Origin of the sequence: secondary endosymbiont of Ctenarytaina eucalypti (assembly GCF_000287335.1) — a bacterium.
Lineage (GTDB): Bacteria > Pseudomonadota > Gammaproteobacteria > Enterobacterales > Enterobacteriaceae.
This window is the reverse complement of record NC_018419.1, coordinates 1,322,064-1,340,630: the sequence shown is the minus strand read 5'-3', so window position 1 is coordinate 1,340,630 and position 18,567 is coordinate 1,322,064. Positions and strand designations below refer to the sequence as shown.

Here is an 18,567-nt window from a genome sequence, read left to right as displayed (position 1 = left end):
TTCTAATTAATTATTCTAACGCATCTCTACCCTGGTAGGTAGTAATAATCGCTATCGTATGAAAGGCATAGACGCACAGTCTCATATTGATTAAGCAAGATTCCGCTTTTAAAGTAGTAGGTTTAACCCCCCCTTCTTTCGCTGCTTTTAGATGCTATCTGTTGTGGGCTTAATGAATATTAGATCTAATGCAATCTGAGTTATAAGGGCTCGATTTATTTATTGTAAATAAAGATTACATTCTCTAATGTGCTCTAAACGTTTTTTCGTTGACACATTAAATGATGCAGTGAATGTTATATAAGCACATGGTACTGAAGATAGAACAAGCATGTTCCGCGAAAGCGTCATGGCTGATAAGTGATCTTATAACTAAGTCATGTAATCAGATGTTATAATCCTGAGCGCCGATAGCGTGTTATGTGATTAACACTCTATGTCAATGATTTAACAAAATATCTTTGGCTTTATTTAAAAAGTTTCTACTCCATGTTCGCTATTAAGGGGCTTCAACAGATACATCTCAAAAACATCATTGATTATAGCATCCAAGATGCTTTTTGTGAAAAAGTAATCATCATTGATGAATGATCTACTATCAAGTTATTCTAACGCCATACAGACGGTTCCCTCGGCTCTCTATAGCTTCGCCTGGTCAAACATTTTTTAACCTTACCATCTCCTCGCCTCACCGCGCATGATAATCATGCAAATTGCGATGACAATCCAGAAGAGATTTAAATTAACATTGATCTCCTGAAAGCTAGAGCGTTCAGGAAGGATTCACGATTTTTCTAGAGCTCATGACTGCTCATGAGACACTAATTTCATCAACTGCAAGGTAGAGCCCATAGTTATAGCATTAGCGCACACTGAACACCTTAGCTAGAGTGGTATCAACGGCTATCTTTTATACTCAATATCGGGCTATCAAATGCATGTGTATCATCATTTCCATCAGCTGACGCTGATTGATTGTGGATAAGTCGGCCGTATCAAATCATGCAGAGCTTATATATTAAGAGTACTATTTTTCCATAAAGTGGCTAACGATGCTTGTGTCTGTCTCTCTACCCGATATAAATCGTAGCGTACGCAATACGCTGGAGCTTTCGATCACATGCTGCCGAACCCTCTACACACCTTCAATAAAACATTGGTGATTTTCTCCCCATCACTTCACTTGGCTCATTTTATTATTTATTGATCTTTTTATACTTAAAAAAAATAATCTTTAGCATTGTAGGACTAGCCGAGGTGAGTTTAAAAGCTCTATCAATAATCCCCTGTAAAACTTTGGGAAAAATGCTAAATAGCCAATTCATGATCAGAATCGTGATTCTTACCTTATCTGAGATAATTATCCATCGCCGCGACATCTAAAAGTTTTATCTATCTATTTAGTAACCTTTTTCTGCAATCACCTAGACTTTTAGGGACATCTGCTGCTTCAGAGATTTATTGTTAGTAAGCTATCTGGATCTTGGCACACTCTATCTTTTTTATCCAGCCTATATGCTGGCACTAATGTCGTGCGCTCAGTCCAGCCTTAACAAAACTGAGATTTTTCAGCAAATGTATAAATCATTGGCTATGAATACAGCGGTCGTAATTTATACTTATTTTATATAGTAAAAGTGACATGCCATTCAATCATTTCTGAATTCAGAATTGCTAATTTTTTTAAAAAACATCTTGTATTACAAAAATATGTAAAAAGAAGGGTGCGTACAGTCAAGTTATGGCGTCATCAACTGGAGTATATATACTAATCTAGATGACTTTTTGATTAAAAAGGCCTAATCAAAAAAACAGGTATCGGGGCTATCTAAAATTTTATTAAAATCACGTTAGTAGAACATATATATCTTGCGCAGATACGCGCATCAGATCAAGATAATATTTTATGAGATAATAAGTGTAAACATGCCCCTCAAGAGTGCTCTATGCTCGGTACAGCACAAGAGGAAGCGCTATCTATAACTGGGTGTGCTGTAAATTGCAGTTCAAAATTAGCTAAGTTCATTATATATATTTTAAAAAATACTCTTTATGAAGAAACTATAGTTCTTAGTTAATAACTCTGGATTATCATATTATAATAAAGGCTATAAGCAGCATAGAGCTCTGAAAATATAGAGATGTAGTATTTACTAAATAAATAGAAAAATTTTTTCTTCAATAGCTAGGGCGGACTACTGTTCTATTCAGATAGAATGATCAGTATTGTTCTGATGATAAGTTGGATATTTAACCTTTTCTAAGAATTTCCAAAGACTTTCTCGCCTAGACTTAATACAGTAATTGAGGTATTGCTAAGATAGCTAGATTATTTTTTGCTCAAAAAACCAGCACTGACTATATCGCATCTCAGAATGAGCATACTAAGATCTAGTAATGCTATCTTTTTGATTAGTTATGGAACTAGACGTAACTTCTCGGCAGAAGTAGAATAGAAATTGAACAGCATGTTATCGATAAAAAAGATTTTATTTAAGCCGCATCTCGTAGTCGATTGCAAGACGCATGAAATGTTCCATGCCACTTCATCCTTATCCTTGAACAACACCAATACTGCAAAATGATGTGCCGCACTTAGCGCTCCTTGAATAGTAATCACTGAATATCTATAATATCAAATCATGAAATGAGGCCTCATTAGGCATGGCCGACCCCCTGAAAGAATTTTTCACCAAAAAGCTTTATAAGCAAAAAACATGATGGTAGAATAAAATAGTTGAACTATAATTTAACATAGATTGTATTGAGCCCTATGCCCCCTACTTTCCAAAGGCCCCGTCTATTACTCAATCATTATTATACCCCATATCATGGTTGAATATATATCTGCCTGCGCTCCTATATAGTGAGCATGGAGATAAAAATTTTTCAATACAATCTGTATATGTAACGCTGAGTGCCTGATAATGTATCATTATTACATCATACTCTATCTGCCTGAAGACGGTAAAAGTAGGTAGGTACTACCATTGATTATAGTGTATTCTTATAATTATACATTAAGAGATCTAAGTCATACGCCTTCTTTAAGAGCGAATATTGTCCCGTTATTCTTACAAGACATCACATGTCTTTCAGAATACAGCAATGTGCTTCTAACATGTGCAATCGTGTTTACAGTACTAGGCCCTTCCCGTAAAATGCCTCCACAAAAGCAATGGCATTAAAGTACATGTTATTGAGGTCCTGAGATGAGACTGAAAAAATATAATAAGAGTGCAGGGATATTGTCTCTTCTTACCGTTGTTACATTAGCTAGCGGCTGCAGCGAGATGGTATTAATGAATCCTAAAGGACAGATAGGGCTCGAGCAACGTTCATTAATATTTACGGCTCTCGGTCTGATGCTTATCGTCGTGATACCTGCTATCGTCATGGCGCTCGTCTTTACCATAAAATACCGTGCGTCAAATACTAAAGCGATGTACAGCCCTACCTGGTCTCATTCTAACAAGATAGAACTAATAGTGTGGACAGTACCCTTCCTGATCATCATTTTCCTCGCCAATTTGACGTGGAAGTCGACCCATGCCCTGGACCCTAGAATGCCCATTGCGTCTAACACGAAACCTCTCACAATTCAAGTGATCGCGATGGACTGGAAATGGCTATTTATTTATCCGGTTCAAGGTATTGCTAGTGTGAACGAAATTGCTTTTCCAATTAACGTCCCAGTGAAGTTTGAGGTTACCTCCAATTCAGTAATGAACTCCTTCTTTATTCCCGAGTTAGGCAGTCAGATTTACGCGATGGCAGGCATGAACACCACCCTGTATCTCATCGCCAACGAGCCGGGCAACTATAAAGGGATTTCATCGAACTTTAGTGGCAGAGGTTTTTCAGGTATGAAATTCACCGCCGTAGCTACGCCGGATCAGGAGGGCTTTGAAGCATGGGTTCACAAAGTCAAGGAATCCCCTCAAACACTTAGCACGATCGACTCTTACGAGAAGATTGCAGTACCAAGCGAATATCATCCAGTTGAGTACTTCGCTAGGGTTAAACCCGGTTTATACCAATCCGTGATCGGAAAATTCATGGAGGCAGGACCGCAGCAAGACGAGGGCATCGTACAATGCAAATAGGTAAATACTCTCTCACGTGGGCATCGAGGAATAATAACAATGTTCGGAAAATTAACGCTTGATGCGGTTCCTTACCATGAACCTATAATCATAATCACCGTCGCCAGCATTATTCTTCTTGGTCTGGGGCTGGTAAGCTTCATTACATACTGCCAAAAATGGCAATATCTTTGGCAAGAGTGGATTACCTCGGTAGATCATAAAAAAATCGGCATTATGTACATGATCGTGGCGGCCGTCATGTTGCTACGCGGCTTTGCCGACGCCATTATGATGCGTTCACAGCAGATGCTTGCATCAGCGGGCGAATCCGGCTTTCTCCCTCCACATCATTATGATCAGATAGTGACTGCCCACGGCGTCATCATGATCATCTTCATGGCGACGCCCTTTGTGATTGGACTAATGAACCTCGTGGTGCCGCTACAAATCGGCGCACGGGACGTTGCCTTTCCTTTTCTAAATTCCCTAAGTTTTTGGCTCTTCATCGTCGGTGTCATCCTGATCAACGCATCCCTTGGTATAGGTGAATTTGCGCAAACCGGATGGGTGGCTTATCCGCCGCTGGCGGGAAAAGAGTACAGTCCCGGCGTCGGGGTCGATTACTGGATTTGGAGCATACAGATAGCAGGCATTGGGACCACCCTGACCGGCATTAATTTCTTTACGACCATTTTGCGCATGCGTGCACCTAGCATGCCAATGATGAAAATGCCCGTCTTCACCTGGGCCGCCTTGTGCACTAACATTTTAATTATCGCTGCGTTCCCAATTTTAACCGTCACCATCATACTACTAACCCTTGATCGCTATCTGGGTACCCATTTCTTTACTAATGATATGGGAGGCAATATGATGATGTACGTGAACCTTTTCTGGGCCTGGGGACATCCGGAAGTGTACATACTAGTACTGCCGGTGTTTGGTGTCTTTTCGGAAGTGGTCGCCACTTTCTCCAAAAAACGTTTATTTGGTTACACCTCTCTAGTATGGGCAACTATTGCCATTACCGTGCTGTCGTTCTGTGTTTGGCTGCATCACTTCTTTACCATGGGATCCGGCGCCAACGTTAATGCCTTTTTTGGTATTATGACAATGATTATTGCCATACCGACCGGGGTAAAAATTTTTAACTGGCTTTTCACCATGTATCAGGGTCGATTAGTCTTTAACTCAGCGATGCTATGGACAATAGGCTTCGTCACTACATTTTCTATCGGAGGAATGACCGGGGTTCTGCTGGCAGTGCCCGGAGCCAACTTCGTGCTACACAATAGCCTTTTTTTAATCGCCCACTTCCATAACGTGATTATCGGAGGCGTTGTCTTCGGATGTTTCGCTGGAATGACCTACTGGTTCCCGAAAGCCTTCGGCTATACCTTGAATGAAACCTGGGGAAAGTGCGCTTTCTGGTTTTGGATTATAGGCTTCTATATAGCATTCATGCCGCTGTATGTACTTGGATTCATGGGGATGACACGCCGTTTAAGCCAGCAAATCGAACCTGCATTTCACCCGCTACTAACGGTTGCCGCCGCCGGTGCTGGACTTATTGCGCTGGGTATCTTGTGCCAGGTGATTCAGATCATAGTCAGTGTGCGCGATCGCGAAAAAAACCGCGATCTCACCGGCGATCCTTGGGGCGGCCGTACTCTAGAGTGGTCCACCTCCTCTCCTCCACCTTTCTATAACTTCGCTATTGTGCCAGAGGTCAATAAGCATCTTGATGCGTTCTGGAAGATGAAAGAAAAAGGCACCGCTTATAAACAACCCCTCGCTTACGATTTAATTCATATGCCGAAAAACACCGGTTCCGGCGTGATTATCGCTGCATTTAGCTTGCTATTCTGTTTCGCCTTGATCTGGTACATCTGGTGGCTAGCGATCCTAGGGTTTTCCGGCATGATAATAACCTGGGTACTACACAGCTTCAATGAAGACGTAAGTTATGACGTGCCGGCAAAAGAAGTTGAACGCATCGAGAATCGGTATTTTGAACAAATACGTACAGCAGGCGTTAAAAATGTCAACTAAGAATTTATCCAAGCATTTAACTACGCATCCCACTCATGGGCATGATGATGCAGGAGCTAATAAAGTATTCGGCTTCTGGATCTACTTGATGAGTGACTGTATTATGTTCGCTGCTCTATTCGCTACCTACGCTGTTCTTCATAACAGCGTAGCAGGTGGGGTGAAAGGAAAAGAGATTTTCGAGCTATCATTTGTTTTAGGAGAAACCTTTTTGCTGCTCTTCAGCAGCATGACATACAGCATCGCGATCCTGTCCATGCGCATCGATAAAAAAACCCGGTGCAATATCTGGCTTGGCCTGACCTTCTTATTAGGGCTCAGTTTTATCTGCATGGAGTTGTACGAATTTTATAATCTAATGAGAGCAGGACATGGCCCGGATCGCAGCGCCTTTCTATCGAGTTTTTTCACATTAGTAGGCACCCATGGTCTACACGTCACTGCTGGCTTGATCTGGATCCTGATCATGATACATCAGATCTCCCGAAACGGTCTCACCCACCCCAACAAAATCCGTCTGCAATGCCTGAGCTTATTCTGGCACTTCCTGGACGTGGTATGGATTTGTGTCTTTACCGTAGTGTATTTAATGGGGGCACTTTAATGCATCATAGATCCGTAGGGTATAACGATAGAAACTATAAGTCGTACTTGATGGGCTTTATTCTCTCCCTAATACTGACGATCATTCCCTTTAGCGTGGTAATGCTGGACTCCGGCAGCGAAAGTATGTTAATAGCGATACTGGTAATCTGCGCCGTAGTGCAGATTACCATTCATCTTGTGTGTTTTCTTCACCTCAATACGTCTTCAGAAAAGCGGTGGCACCTAATGGCTTTCGCATTTTCACTGATGATCATGACAATACTAGTAGTCGGCTCCTTGTGGATTATGTCGTATCTTCACTACAACTTAATGACGCACTAAAAGTCCATTGCAATTCATGTTGCAGCAATAATTATTTTCGGTCACCTAATTTCTGTTATTGTAGGCTTTTTGTGATCCGACAAAGGGCAGATACATTACCCCCTGTTCTTCGCTACGCTAGGAGTCGTATCGCTCAAACCGAAAAATAAGGAAGGATCAAAAAAGAGTCCCCGTGAGGGAACTAATTTCTCTGAAACTAGCTATACAGCTTCTAGCTGATTTTACTGCTGATGTTTAGTCTGTGGAAAATGTCTCATTCCCATGCTATCACGATCTTGCATTTCAAGGATTATTAAGCAGCGGCAATACCAGTATTGCGGGTAAAACATAGCATTTTTGGTAACTAAGCATCATATTACGTTGTATGTTATCGGATTTATGGTGGAGACCTTGATGTTAAAAGAGTGTATACCGGACATAAGTATCTGATTGTCAGTGCGTTTTTAAAAATTTAGCGCGATCTTTGCCCCGAGAGGCAAAGACGTACGTCTTTAACATATTTTAAATATCATTCCATTTCCAGTCATGTTCTGCAGAATGGTAATGCTCCAAGAAAGTGTTAGGAGGTGCTGATAAACGACAGAAGAATAGATAGTGTAGAGCTTTTTCGGCTCATAGAGTCTATGTGCAGTCTCTTCTGGAGCATTAACAGAGCTGGCGCTGGTTAGTATTGCACTGACTCTTTTGGTGATCCCCGCTGCTAGAAGGGCATTTTCTCAATTGAGAATCTAGCATCATCCAGGGCAGTCTTGGCAAAGCCCTGAACAATCAATGCTGATTAAAACTCAATGTGGGCATATTTTCCTGCACTGCATGCTAATGTCGCTCTTCGTCGCCCTTCCTCCCTTAATGGCAAGAGCTGGGGTGTGTTACCTAAAGAACAATAAAAAGTTTATCTTATCACCGCGCTGGTTTCATTTTCTATGGTACTGCCAATGATAATTTACGCCGAAGTCAATCGTCGTATGAAACCCATGTTCATTATTTACGTTACACTACTAGTGTTTTCCGAGTTGCTATTACTCGTAGTAGACCACTATCGTTGGTTAATGTTTACTAGCATGCAACTATTCTTGTTATCATTTAATATTATGGAGGCCGCCTTACCTTCATTGATTACCAAAGAGTCCTCCGCCCAGCTATAAAGGGGATGCCATAAATGTCTACCCCAATGGTCAGTTTCTCGGCGCGGCTATGAGGCAGAGTGCTAGAAGGTTTTCTCTTAGAACCGCGGCGAACCTAACTGCCCTTTCTAGTCAGCATGGAGATGACGATTGTTTGGTGGGGAGTAACTACAACTCCGGATGAACCGGCCCGTGTCGGTAGTTTACGCATTACCCTCCCCAAAACAGAGGAGCTAAATAGTCAATTAGCGCAGCGTCTTTAGGCACAACCCGGCGTCGCTGCAGTGGTGATGAGGCCAGCAGAATGTAGTGTTTACATAAAAGTAGACACGAAAAAATAAACCGCGCAGCAATAGAAAAAACGGTAGAAATCCTGATTACAAGGGTAGACTAGAGATGGGCTGATAGCATGCTCATCCTACATCAATTGGCACTTCCAGGAATGTGAGTGACAACACTTGTCATCTAGAATCTACAATTGAAAAATCTATTTTCAACAAATTACTATCAAGGCATGAATTGCCACACTCCTTCAACTTAAGATTAAAGTGAGTCTTGCAGCGAAGCATACAATAAGAACACTAAGCCCGGTTGATGTCTTTCAAATAAATTACCTAAATACCGCATGTAAGGATTTTTTTCAGCAGCACAGTCAGTTATGTTACCTTGAAGTCTGATTCTCTGGCAAAGAGTGAGGGTATATGTTGCACTGAAATGAAGCGAATTGAGATCTGATGTTCATTCCAGAGAATCCTTATTGCGCGATCGGTATTTGATAAGAAAACAAGAAGATAACAGATAGCCTTCTATGCACATAACGCGTTAGTTGGGATGCAAAACTACGGCAAAGAAAAATTTTATACTTAGGCCTCTCCAGGGAGCTCTGTCTGGGGCATAGCTCTAATATCTTTTTGCGCAGGATAAGGGAAATGAAAATTACTGTTCTGGGTTGTGGAGCATTGGGGCAACTTTGGCTAGCAGCGTTAAGCCGAAAAGCGCACTGCGTACAAGGATGGCTACGGGTGCCACAATCGATTTTTGCAGTGCATGTTATCAGTCCGAACGGAGGCGAAACCCAGCTACAATTGCCCGCTAACAATACCGAGCATTTAGCTGAAAGTAATCTTCTTCTAGTTACGCTAAAAGCCAGGCAAGTCTCAAAGGCAGTTCGGTCACTTTTAACACATCTTCGGGACGATTGTGCTATTCTATTACTACATAATGGCCTCGGCACTCGTGAAGAATTGACTCCTTTTCTTTTGCAGCCGCTACTGATGGGTATCACCACCCATGCCGCTTACCGTAAAGAAGACACCATTCATCATGTTTCTCTTGGGACAACCCGAATCGGACCAGGTAACAGTGAGGCGAAAAAAGTTATCGCCATCAGAGATGTGCTACACCACTCACTGCCTGAAGTTGCATGGCATCACAACATCGTAGCCTCAAGTTGGGTTAAGCTTGCTGCCAGCTGTGTGATTAATCCTCTTACCGTGATCTACGATTGTCAAAATGGCTATCTAGAACACTATTCTGCAGAAATCGAAGCTATTTGCCGCGAAGTAGCAATGGTGATGAACTGCGAAGGATACCATACTCATTACGAAAGCCTGATTTTTTATGTTAGTCAGCTAATCCGTAGCACCGCTAATAATGTCTCCTCTATGCTGCAAGATATCCGCGCACAGCGGCATTCCGAAATTGATTATATCAATGGACATGTTTTGCGGCGTGCGGAGGCACACGGACTGAGAATGCCAGTGAATCAGCGGCTATTTGATTTAATAAAACTAGAAGAAGCAAGATATGGGAAAAGCAACTCTGTTTTGTCAGGCAAATGAGATAGTATAGCAATCGACACACACCCCTACTATCTAGACTGTCTCTGCTAACAGGGCTAGCATCCATGATAAGGACTGCCTATTGCCAGATCTCGTAAGGTGGGGCCATTCTCAGAGCGTCCACTCAAGTGTTGCCGCCGCTATTTCCCCTTCTTGTTCATTACAATGCACAATTCATGGCTTGATTTTAAGATCAATCATAATGCTTTTCTACTATGAAAATTTAGCAAAAATGACTCCTATATCGAGTATGTTATTTAACAATATCTTATTAAAAACTTTTAATTAGTACACTCGATCATAGATACTCCTACACTCATCTGACAGCTTTCAGTATTTATAGCAGGATAATGCAGTGAACTATTTAAATAATTAGTGCTGTATTGCTTAGCCACGTCTAATTATGACTTTAAGCCTACACACAAGCCACTTTGGTTAATCTAATTCATAATATATCTTCACAACGGTGTTAGCCGCTATCTATTGCTAAGGCAATAGAGCATAAAGATAATAATACATGTCCTCAGCACAATCAGCCAACGATTTTCTAATATCTGATGGACGCGCTCTTTATCTCATCGAGACGATCTTATGTTTTAAGCGTACACTTTTTTGATCAATCAGCACCGGTTATTATACTCTGTGTTTTTTCATGTGATGATTACCTGATCTTGCCTATTCCGACTTACCAAATACTTTATACCTTTCGCGCTCTAATCACTAGATACGTAATTTCACTACTTCTTAACGTTGTGAGACTGATAAAAACTGCCTTCTCTCCCCTCTCTTGCGTGCACCAACTGAAAATCTTTAGCATAGCTTGATCAGTTTAACAATCCCATCAATGAATTTTTGTACAGCTTGCAGCATAAAGCTACAAACTTATTTCATGATACGCATCGTGGTTCGTGATTGATCTGAGTAAAAAAATAATCAGCTACTCTGTCCGAAAGCAATTTTCTCTATGCATAAAGCAATACCATGACTCATCCAGAGATGACTACCAAAAATCCAGGCTTCTTGCAACCTGGTCGCAAGTAAACCAAAAATAGTTTTAAAATTTTTTTCATAGATGCTAGTTGATACAATAGATGCTGTATCACTAGATCATGCATACGTACTCTATCACCCTCCATACAACGAGAGCGGATAACATCCCTCTTTTCTGTAGTATATTCTTAATATCGCAGATGATCGCAAATCAGTAAATGTACTTTAAGACTATAGAAGCAACGTTGGCGATTATTCGAAGAAGGATAGATCCAGCAACGCTAGCACGTGATTTTTACGGTGCGGTTAATCCCCAGCCAGTTCTCGATCTGTAGACGGATACCTACGCCATCGAGGCCCAGATCGGATCGGATGTCCTCTTGGACACCCTGCGGAATGAAATGATCTGGTAGACCGATATTTAATACCGGTACCTGCAGCCGCTGGTACATAACGAATTCATTGACGCCGCTACCAGCGCCCCCCATGATAGCATTCTCCTCAATGGTCACGAGCGCCTGATGACTGGCAGCTAGTTCTTTTATCAGGGCCCCGTCGAGCGGTTTGACAAAGCGCATGTCTACCAGCGTCGCGTTCAGCGCCTCTGCCGCCTCTTCAGCCTGTGGCAACAAAGTCCCAAAATTGAGAATAACCACCACATCCCCCTGGCGGTGCACTACTCCTTTACCCAGCGGTAATTCATATAATTCACTTAGGAGGGAGCCAGTACCGTTACCGCGCGGATAACGCACCGCACTCGGCCCTGCCCTATAGTGATATCCTGTGTGCAACATCAATCGGCACTCGTTTTCGTCGCTAGGCGTCATGATGACCATGTTGGGAATACAGCGGAGGTAAGAAAGATCAAATGCGCCCTGGTGGGTCTGGCCATCAGCGCCGACCACGCCGCCTCGATCGATGGCAAAAAGCACCGGTAGATTCTGAATCGCCACGTCATGGATAACCTGATCGTAGGCACGCTGCAAAAAGGTAGAATAGATAGCTACCACAGGGTGATAACCACCGATAGCCAGGCCCGCTGCAAAGGTGACCCCATGCTGCTCGGCAATAGCAACATCAAAATATTGACGCGGGTATTGACGTGAAAAAGTAACCATACCTGAACCTTCACACATGGCCGGCGTAATAGCCATTAACTTATCATCACCGGAAGCTGTGGCACATAACCAATCACCGAAAATAGCTGCGTAAGATGGCCCACCTTCTCCGCTTTTCGGTAGTCTGCCACTTTGAGGATCGAATTTCGGGACCGAATGCCAACTGATAGGGTCTTTCTCGGCCGGTGGATAACCATGACCTTTTTTCGTCATAATATGCAGCAGTTTCGGCCCTTTCGTAGATAGGATATTTTTCAGCGTTTTCACTAAGCCCTCAACATCATGCCCGTCCACAGGGCCGATATAGTTAAATCCCAGCCCCTCGAATAATGTTGATGGGACTACCTTGGCTGTCATGTGCTGTTTGGTGTACTTTAACAACTCATTTATTGGCAAAATATCGGAACACAATGCATCCCCACTATCTCTCAGTGTGGAATACAGCGATCCGCTTGGAATTTGTGTTAAATGATTTTTAAGGGCCCCAACGTTTTCCGAAATAGACATTTTATTATCATTAAGCACTACCAGTAAATCGGATTTAATATCACCAGCATGATTCATGGCCTCGAATGACATGCCAGCGGTGATGGCGCCATCGCCAATCACGCAGACTGTGCGGCGCCCTAATCCCTCACGCTCCGCGGCTACCGCCATGCCGAGACCAGCGCTAATAGATGTAGAGGAATGGCCCACAGATAACTGGTCATATTCGCTTTCCCCACGCCAAGGAAATGGATGGAGGCCGTTACGCTGACGGATTGTGGTGATACGATCCCTTCGTCCAGTAAGAATTTTGTGCGGGTAAGCCTGATGACCGACGTCCCAAATAAGGCGATCAAAGGGTGTATTACACACATAATGCAGCGCTACAGTCAGTTCTACCGCCCCCAGTCCCGAAGCAAAATGACCACTTGAGCGACTGACGCTCTCTAGCAAAAATTGCCGTAGCTCATCACACAAATCTGGCATGCTCTCTTTTGGTAACTGGCGGAGCTCGATAGGGTTATTGACCAGAACCAGCGTCGGGTATTTCTTTTTATTAAGGCTCATGGGGGTACTCATCTATGATGATGTAAAGCTATATCACTTATTTGTCGCGTTCAATAATATAGCGGGCAAGAGCTCCTAGGATATCGGTATCATAACCGAGCGTAGCAAGACATTCTAAAGATGCGAGCGATGTGTGATACAGATCTCGAGCCTTGGCTCGCGCCATTTCCAGTCCCAGAAGGGACGGATAAGTACTTTTACCTACTTGCTGATCCGCCCCAGGCAGTTTACCAATGGCTTTTTTTTCGCCTACAACATCAAGAATATCGTCTTGTACCTGGAAAGCCAGGCCTATATCAGCAGCGAAAAGATCAAGATAGTCTAGCGCTGGTGCACTGCGCTCCCCTGCCGCTAATGCGCCTATTTTTACCGCTGCACGAATTAATGAACCAGTTTTGTAGCGGTGAATCGTCTCCAGAATTGTGGTAGAAACTTGTTCTTTCTCGGCCGCTAAGTCGAGCGATTGCCCTAGGCACATGCCATCGGCACCGATGGCGGCGGCAAGGGTCGAGATCATTTTTAGCCTATCCTGTATGGCAACCTCAGGCATCTCTGCATCGGCTAGGATGCTAAAGGCGAGTGTCTGCAGAGCATCGCCGGCCAACATGGCTGTGGTTTGGCCGAACTTGACATGGCACGTCGGCAAACCTCGGCGCAGTGAATCATTATCCATAAAGGGTAGATCGTCATGGATTAGCGAATAAGCATGGATTAATTCAATGGCGCTCGCTGGCGCGTCAAGGCTTGCGGGCATTAGTCCGAAGAGCCTACCGGTCTGGTACACAAGAAAAGGCCGGAGCCGTTTTCCCCCCAGAAGAGTGCTGTGACGCATGGCTCGGACAAGGGGTGCCTGCTGGGTGGAGAGGCTGTGGAGATAATGTTCTAACGCTGCATCCACATGCTTACGGCTTTTCTCTAAAAAATCGGCAAAATTACTCATAAAACCTTATTTTCCAGAGAAAAAAGAAAGAGTGGTAAGATGTGCATGTTGAGTGTCATTTTAGAAGCTTTACCTACTGTTCCGTCTGTTATAGCATTTTATGAATCTCAGGTTTTCGGGCACACCGTGCTCAAATGCGTTTAGCCTCATCTTAAGAGATAGTGCACCGAACTCGAGGAGGGGTGACTATTGGGCCTATTTCTTGAAGAGCGTTTTCAAAACTTCAGGAGTTTCAGATTTTTTTAACATGATGCGTGCCCTATCGGTCGGTAATGAAAATACGGGTGGTGAATGACGTTATAGCTCAGAGTGCTTTGAGAAGCAAATGAGGTCATCCCTGATATTTATCAATTATAGTCCATGACCATAGAAATAAATTATAGCGTAGATTAACGTGATTATTGGTTGTGTTAAAATTACTAGAGTTTTCGGGCATTGACTACTTAAGCATGTATTATCACGCGATACGGACAGTGTTAAGTCTTGCCAAATGAATTATTTATTTGAGCGCTAATACCAAAGCACTGGTGTCTCCTATCTCTGCGTATCATAGTTATACAAACTTACACGAGTAATTAGAGGCGTGTTGAACCGTAATATGCGCGTTGTTCTGCTAATCACCCTATCGGAATGACCGCCCATTTTCTTTTGTCAGCTATCATCACTACAACTAAGACGCTTATCTTAGACGATATCATTAAGTGCATCACATCAGATTACGTAATATTATGCACCTTGGCTTCGGGGTGAAATCAGCTGCTGTATTTTTCCTAAAAAAAGCAGAGCATTCTGCCAGAAACGCATGTCACCATTGCTGTCGGTTGACATTTTAATCATTCGTCGGCACGACACTACTGGATTTTTTATGCCCCTGCATGAATACATTAAAGTATTTTGTATCATTCACGAAATGAATAATTTTACCGCATGTTGACATTTTATGATGATATGCACTCTATTTTCTTTCTCGCTAAGTACGGAACAGTCCGGGAATCTAAACGGAATTCTACAAGTTTTTATATTGAGCGCATGAAAATCTTTACCACTACTATTAACCCAAGTTACATCAGCACGGTTCAAAAATAGCATTATACTAATATAAACAGCCCCTGAGTAGGGAGAAAGTAATACCTCATCCCCGATAAGATGCCTACTCTTGTTTTCATGCAGTAATTACTAATTTATTTACAAAATCAAAAAGTGATAATACTTTCAGGTTGTGTTAACAGTAGATTAGATAGTAACTTAAAAATATTTTTACAATATAGACTGTTTTGATCATACATGTAGTGAGCTGTGCACAACGGCATAAAATTCATTTATTCAATAAAAATGCTTCTAAGGAGCGGGAGGAAAAGCACAGAGATCAGCAATCAAGCATCATCAGCTCATCGATGACACAAGAACCGATCATGGTAACTAAACTCTCGTTATCCAGCCAGTCTCGACCGTTATCATCGGCTTTTAGGACTGCCTAAGTAGACGCAATAAATGACACCGATTCCTTTAGCTTCACACCGCTATGGTTATAGAGCGATCAACATGCATCAACACACTCTACATATTCAAACAGCCGCATTACCGTCGGGGAATACATCAACAGACGTTTTTATCTCTATCATTTTTTAATTTTCATAATATTTGTTTTTCCAAAGAGCGGTGGCGGGACTGAATATTCTTACCACGAGAGCGAAAATAGTCCGCTAGGTGTTCGGCGATATAAACCGATCGGTGCTTCCCCCCGCTACAACCTATCGCGACCGTTAGATAACTACGGTTGTTGGTTTCGAGCATTGGTAGCCAGAGTTCCAGATAGTTCCGAGTCTGATAGATGAAATTATGCACTTCGGTATATCGACCTAAAAATATCGCTACCGGGCGATCCAAGCCAGTCATGGGTCTAAGCTTGAGATCCCAGTGAGGGTTGGGCAAAAAACGCACGTCGAACACGTAATCGGCATCAATAGGAATACCATGCTTATAGCCAAAAGACTCAAAGACTATCCTCAGTTCCCTCTCGCGCTTACCTAACAGCCGGGTGCGAAGCATCGCAGCCAACTCGTGTACTGACATCTCGGTAGTGTCAATCACCAAATCTGCGCGTAAGCGCAGCGGCTCAAGCAGCGCATCCTCTTCATCGAGAGCGCCTTCCAACGATAAATTACGGGAAGAGAGGGGGTGCAGCCGGCGAGTGTCACTATAGCGACGGATGAGAGTATTCCGATCGGCATCTAGAAATAGCAACTGCGTGGAAAAAATCTGCGGTAGATTATTCATGGCCTGTTCAAAAATTTCTGGCGAATCAGGCATATTACGAATATCGATACTCACGGCGGCGGGTATCTTGCTCGCTGCTAGCGTACTAACAAGCTTTCGTAAAAGGATCACCGGCAGATTATCGACGCAATAAAAGCCCATGTCCTCTAGTGCACGGAGTGCAACAGATTTACCTGAGCCAGATCGACCACTGACTATCATCAGCACCATGGCGCTAAACACCTCTCTGCCTTACTTATTTCATTCCTTGGTGATGCGGCCATGATTTTCTTCATGCCATTCCAAATGCAGGAGGGCGCGGCGGCATCAGTCGTTATCTTCCCTCTGAGTCATAATCTGATATAGCTCTTCGTCGCTTTGTGCAGCTCGTAAACGGCGGCAAATGGTTTTATCCGCCAGTCGCTTAGCCACTAGCGAGAGGGTGTGTAGATGGACTTTGCACTGCTCTGTCGGCACTAGCAGCGCAAAGAGCAAATCCACAGGCTGATTATCGATGGCATCAAAAGCGATAGGTTGTTCAAGACGGATTAATACACCTAGCGCGCATAGCGTGTCCTCTTCCAACTTGCCGTGCGGCATCGCAATGCCATTGCCGATACCGGTGCTGCCCATGCGTTCGCGCGTCAAGACGGCGTCGAACACAATTTTTGGCGATAGATTTAGCGACTTCGCCGCTAGTTCACTGATAATTTCTAACGCTCTTTTCTTGCTTTGGCAGTGAATGTCACTGCGAGTACATTCAATATTCAACACTGAATCAATTTGGATGGCCGTATTGTTAGTCATTGCGGATCACTTAAACACTGGTTAACCTTTAAGACTCTTCGGCCGGATTCCCTAGAGATCACGCGCCAATGCAAGGTTTAGGTAGCGTTGCTGGCTACGGGTTAAATTAATGCTGTTTCAGCATATATAATATGCTTATACAACTGCTGGTTGAGTGCATCCCTCAACAGCACTATCGCGACGTACCTATTATAAAATGCCGTAATGCATTCAGATCACTAGCCTTAAGATACCTAGTCGCTTTGAAAATTTCCTATGTTCTCTCTACTAGTAAGACAATATCGACCTGATTGATACGCTTGAAATGCTGATCTTTCTTTAAGTATTGTGTTGTTATAGCTTTCAGTAAGGCACATGTTGATCCCAACATACTGCTCGGTAATGTTCCGCTGCATACTATCTTCCTTCTCTCTAGAGAGTACATGAATTCTTTGCGCTGTTTCAATGACGGGCTGGATTAAAACGCTCGGCGCTTTGCTACTGTGCGCTGCAAAACTATGATACGCCGCTTATAACGCTGCCAGGTGAGGGCACTTACCGCTTAGCAGCTTCCCCGTATTTTTTCGGTGATGATTTTCTTCACTAAAGTGCCAATAGTCGCTTAGGATACTGAACATCCTCCGACGGTCTTGACGTAGCTAAAGGAAAACAGTATCATTCAAAGATACTACTTGAGCTATAAAAATATCGTTAAGCGGTGAAGAGCAATATTTTAAAATATAACTTATCACCACACAGATCATGCGCATTGGTATGCAATTTAGCCTCATAAATTCGTCTTTTTATTAGCGTTGCTGAATAAAAAGATTTTTACTATCGGCTCAGTGAGCCGATTAGCACCTTCCAGGTAACTGCAGGAAGTTAAAGCTTGTGAGGTAATGGTATACCTCATATAATAAGCATTATCTACTAAAACTATGCATCAGCACAGCACAACCCTCTATTAATTCATCAACCCTTGTTCAAACAATACTTTCTACTGCTTGATAATATAAACTGCCCCTTCGCCAGTATTTGATTGCAGCGTTTTAAGTTTTTAATCAGCTGCCGATCTTCTTAAAAGGTGCACTAATACCAGGAACCGTTTCTGCGCAGCCTGCTATCCTTGGTTGCGTTGTTCTGCGGCTTTATACGCAGAACCGGGATATACTCGCCAGTAACTGCCAGTTAAAACTATTTTGAGTTTGCATGCCAAAACACTTAAAATGAGTTGAAGCGCTAATCATTCCTAACCGCTTTTCTCTTTTTTTCTTGTGGCTTATACGAACACATGCAGAGTGCGAAAAGTATGGCTATACAGTTAAATATTAACATAATTACTGACGATCAGGAGTAGATATCTTACGATAGGAAAATCAACTCAACAAGAAG

At 42.9% G+C, this 18,567-nt stretch carries 11 protein-coding genes and 1 pseudogene; 8 read left to right on the top strand and 4 right to left on the bottom strand.

What is annotated here, in order from left to right:
- Positions 1-3,212: 3,212 nt before the first annotated feature.
- The 8 genes and pseudogenes from cyoA to panE all read left to right on the top strand — a co-directional run bounded on the left by cyoA (position 3,213) and on the right by panE (position 10,032).
- Positions 3,213-4,106, top strand: a complete 894-nt coding sequence (gene cyoA / locus A359_RS03840) for a cytochrome o ubiquinol oxidase subunit II (RefSeq protein ID WP_014888565.1) — start codon at positions 3,213-3,215, stop codon at positions 4,104-4,106.
- A gap of 39 nt (positions 4,107-4,145) precedes the next feature.
- A complete protein-coding gene (gene cyoB / locus A359_RS03835; RefSeq protein WP_014888564.1) occupies positions 4,146-6,140 on the top strand; it encodes a cytochrome o ubiquinol oxidase subunit I in 1,995 nt (664 codons plus the stop codon).
- Complete coding sequence (gene cyoC / locus A359_RS03830; protein WP_014888563.1) at positions 6,130-6,744, top strand: cytochrome o ubiquinol oxidase subunit III; 615 nt, start codon at positions 6,130-6,132, stop codon at positions 6,742-6,744. Before cyoB ends, cyoC begins: the two co-directional genes overlap by 11 nt.
- A complete protein-coding gene (gene cyoD, locus A359_RS03825; protein WP_044104621.1) occupies positions 6,744-7,067 on the top strand; it encodes a cytochrome o ubiquinol oxidase subunit IV in 324 nt (107 codons plus the stop codon). The genes cyoC and cyoD overlap by 1 nt, the downstream gene beginning before the upstream one ends.
- A 215-nt stretch (positions 7,068-7,282) precedes the next feature.
- A pseudogene (locus tag A359_RS04580) lies at positions 7,283-7,519 on the top strand (heme o synthase); the annotation flags it as partial.
- 471 nt (positions 7,520-7,990) lie between these two features.
- Entirely contained in the window at positions 7,991-8,212 is a 222-nt protein-coding gene (locus A359_RS04185; RefSeq protein ID WP_014888561.1) for a hypothetical protein, read from the top strand.
- Positions 8,213-8,481: 269 nt separating this feature from the next.
- Entirely contained in the window at positions 8,482-8,532 is a 51-nt protein-coding gene (locus A359_RS04575) for a hypothetical protein (protein ID WP_407635085.1), read from the top strand.
- 588 nt (positions 8,533-9,120) lie between these two features.
- On the top strand, positions 9,121-10,032 hold the full coding sequence (gene panE / locus A359_RS03815; RefSeq protein ID WP_014888560.1) for a 2-dehydropantoate 2-reductase: 912 nt from the start codon (positions 9,121-9,123) through the stop codon (positions 10,030-10,032).
- A gap of 1,271 nt (positions 10,033-11,303) precedes the next feature.
- Here panE and dxs read toward each other — a convergent pair.
- From dxs to ptsN, 4 genes are all read right to left on the bottom strand, one after another.
- Positions 11,304-13,193: a 1-deoxy-D-xylulose-5-phosphate synthase gene (gene dxs, locus A359_RS03810; RefSeq protein WP_014888559.1), complete on the bottom strand. Its 1,890-nt coding sequence runs from the start codon at positions 13,191-13,193 to the stop codon at positions 11,304-11,306.
- Between the two features lie 37 nt (positions 13,194-13,230).
- Positions 13,231-14,133 carry a (2E,6E)-farnesyl diphosphate synthase gene (gene ispA, locus A359_RS03805; RefSeq protein WP_014888558.1) on the bottom strand — a complete coding sequence of 301 codons (903 nt, stop codon included), beginning with the start codon at positions 14,131-14,133 and terminating at the stop codon, positions 13,231-13,233.
- 1,632 nt (positions 14,134-15,765) lie between these two features.
- Positions 15,766-16,620 (bottom strand): RNase adapter RapZ, encoded by an 855-nt coding sequence (gene rapZ / locus A359_RS03800; protein ID WP_014888557.1) that lies wholly within the window; start codon positions 16,618-16,620, stop codon positions 15,766-15,768.
- Between the two features lie 96 nt (positions 16,621-16,716).
- On the bottom strand, positions 16,717-17,196 hold the full coding sequence (gene ptsN / locus A359_RS03795; RefSeq protein ID WP_014888556.1) for a PTS IIA-like nitrogen regulatory protein PtsN: 480 nt from the start codon (positions 17,194-17,196) through the stop codon (positions 16,717-16,719).
- Positions 17,197-18,567 lie beyond the last annotated feature (1,371 nt).

Excerpts from the sequence above, each read along its gene's own strand:
- cyoA (WP_014888565.1), top strand. The coding sequence starts at position 3,213 with ATGAGACTGAAAAAATATAATAAGAGTGCAGGGATATTGTCTCTTCTT.
- cyoB (WP_014888564.1), top strand. The coding sequence starts at position 4,146 with ATGTTCGGAAAATTAACGCTTGATGCGGTTCCTTACCATGAACCTATA.
- cyoC (WP_014888563.1), top strand. The coding sequence starts at position 6,130 with ATGTCAACTAAGAATTTATCCAAGCATTTAACTACGCATCCCACTCAT.
- cyoD (WP_044104621.1), top strand. The coding sequence starts at position 6,744 with ATGCATCATAGATCCGTAGGGTATAACGATAGAAACTATAAGTCGTAC.
- A359_RS04185 (WP_014888561.1), top strand. The coding sequence starts at position 7,991 with ATGGTACTGCCAATGATAATTTACGCCGAAGTCAATCGTCGTATGAAA.
- panE (WP_014888560.1), top strand. The coding sequence starts at position 9,121 with ATGAAAATTACTGTTCTGGGTTGTGGAGCATTGGGGCAACTTTGGCTA.
- dxs (WP_014888559.1), bottom strand. The coding sequence starts at position 13,193 with ATGAGCCTTAATAAAAAGAAATACCCGACGCTGGTTCTGGTCAATAAC.
- ispA (WP_014888558.1), bottom strand. The coding sequence starts at position 14,133 with ATGAGTAATTTTGCCGATTTTTTAGAGAAAAGCCGTAAGCATGTGGAT.
- rapZ (WP_014888557.1), bottom strand. The coding sequence starts at position 16,620 with ATGGTGCTGATGATAGTCAGTGGTCGATCTGGCTCAGGTAAATCTGTT.
- ptsN (WP_014888556.1), bottom strand. The coding sequence starts at position 17,196 with ATGACTAACAATACGGCCATCCAAATTGATTCAGTGTTGAATATTGAA.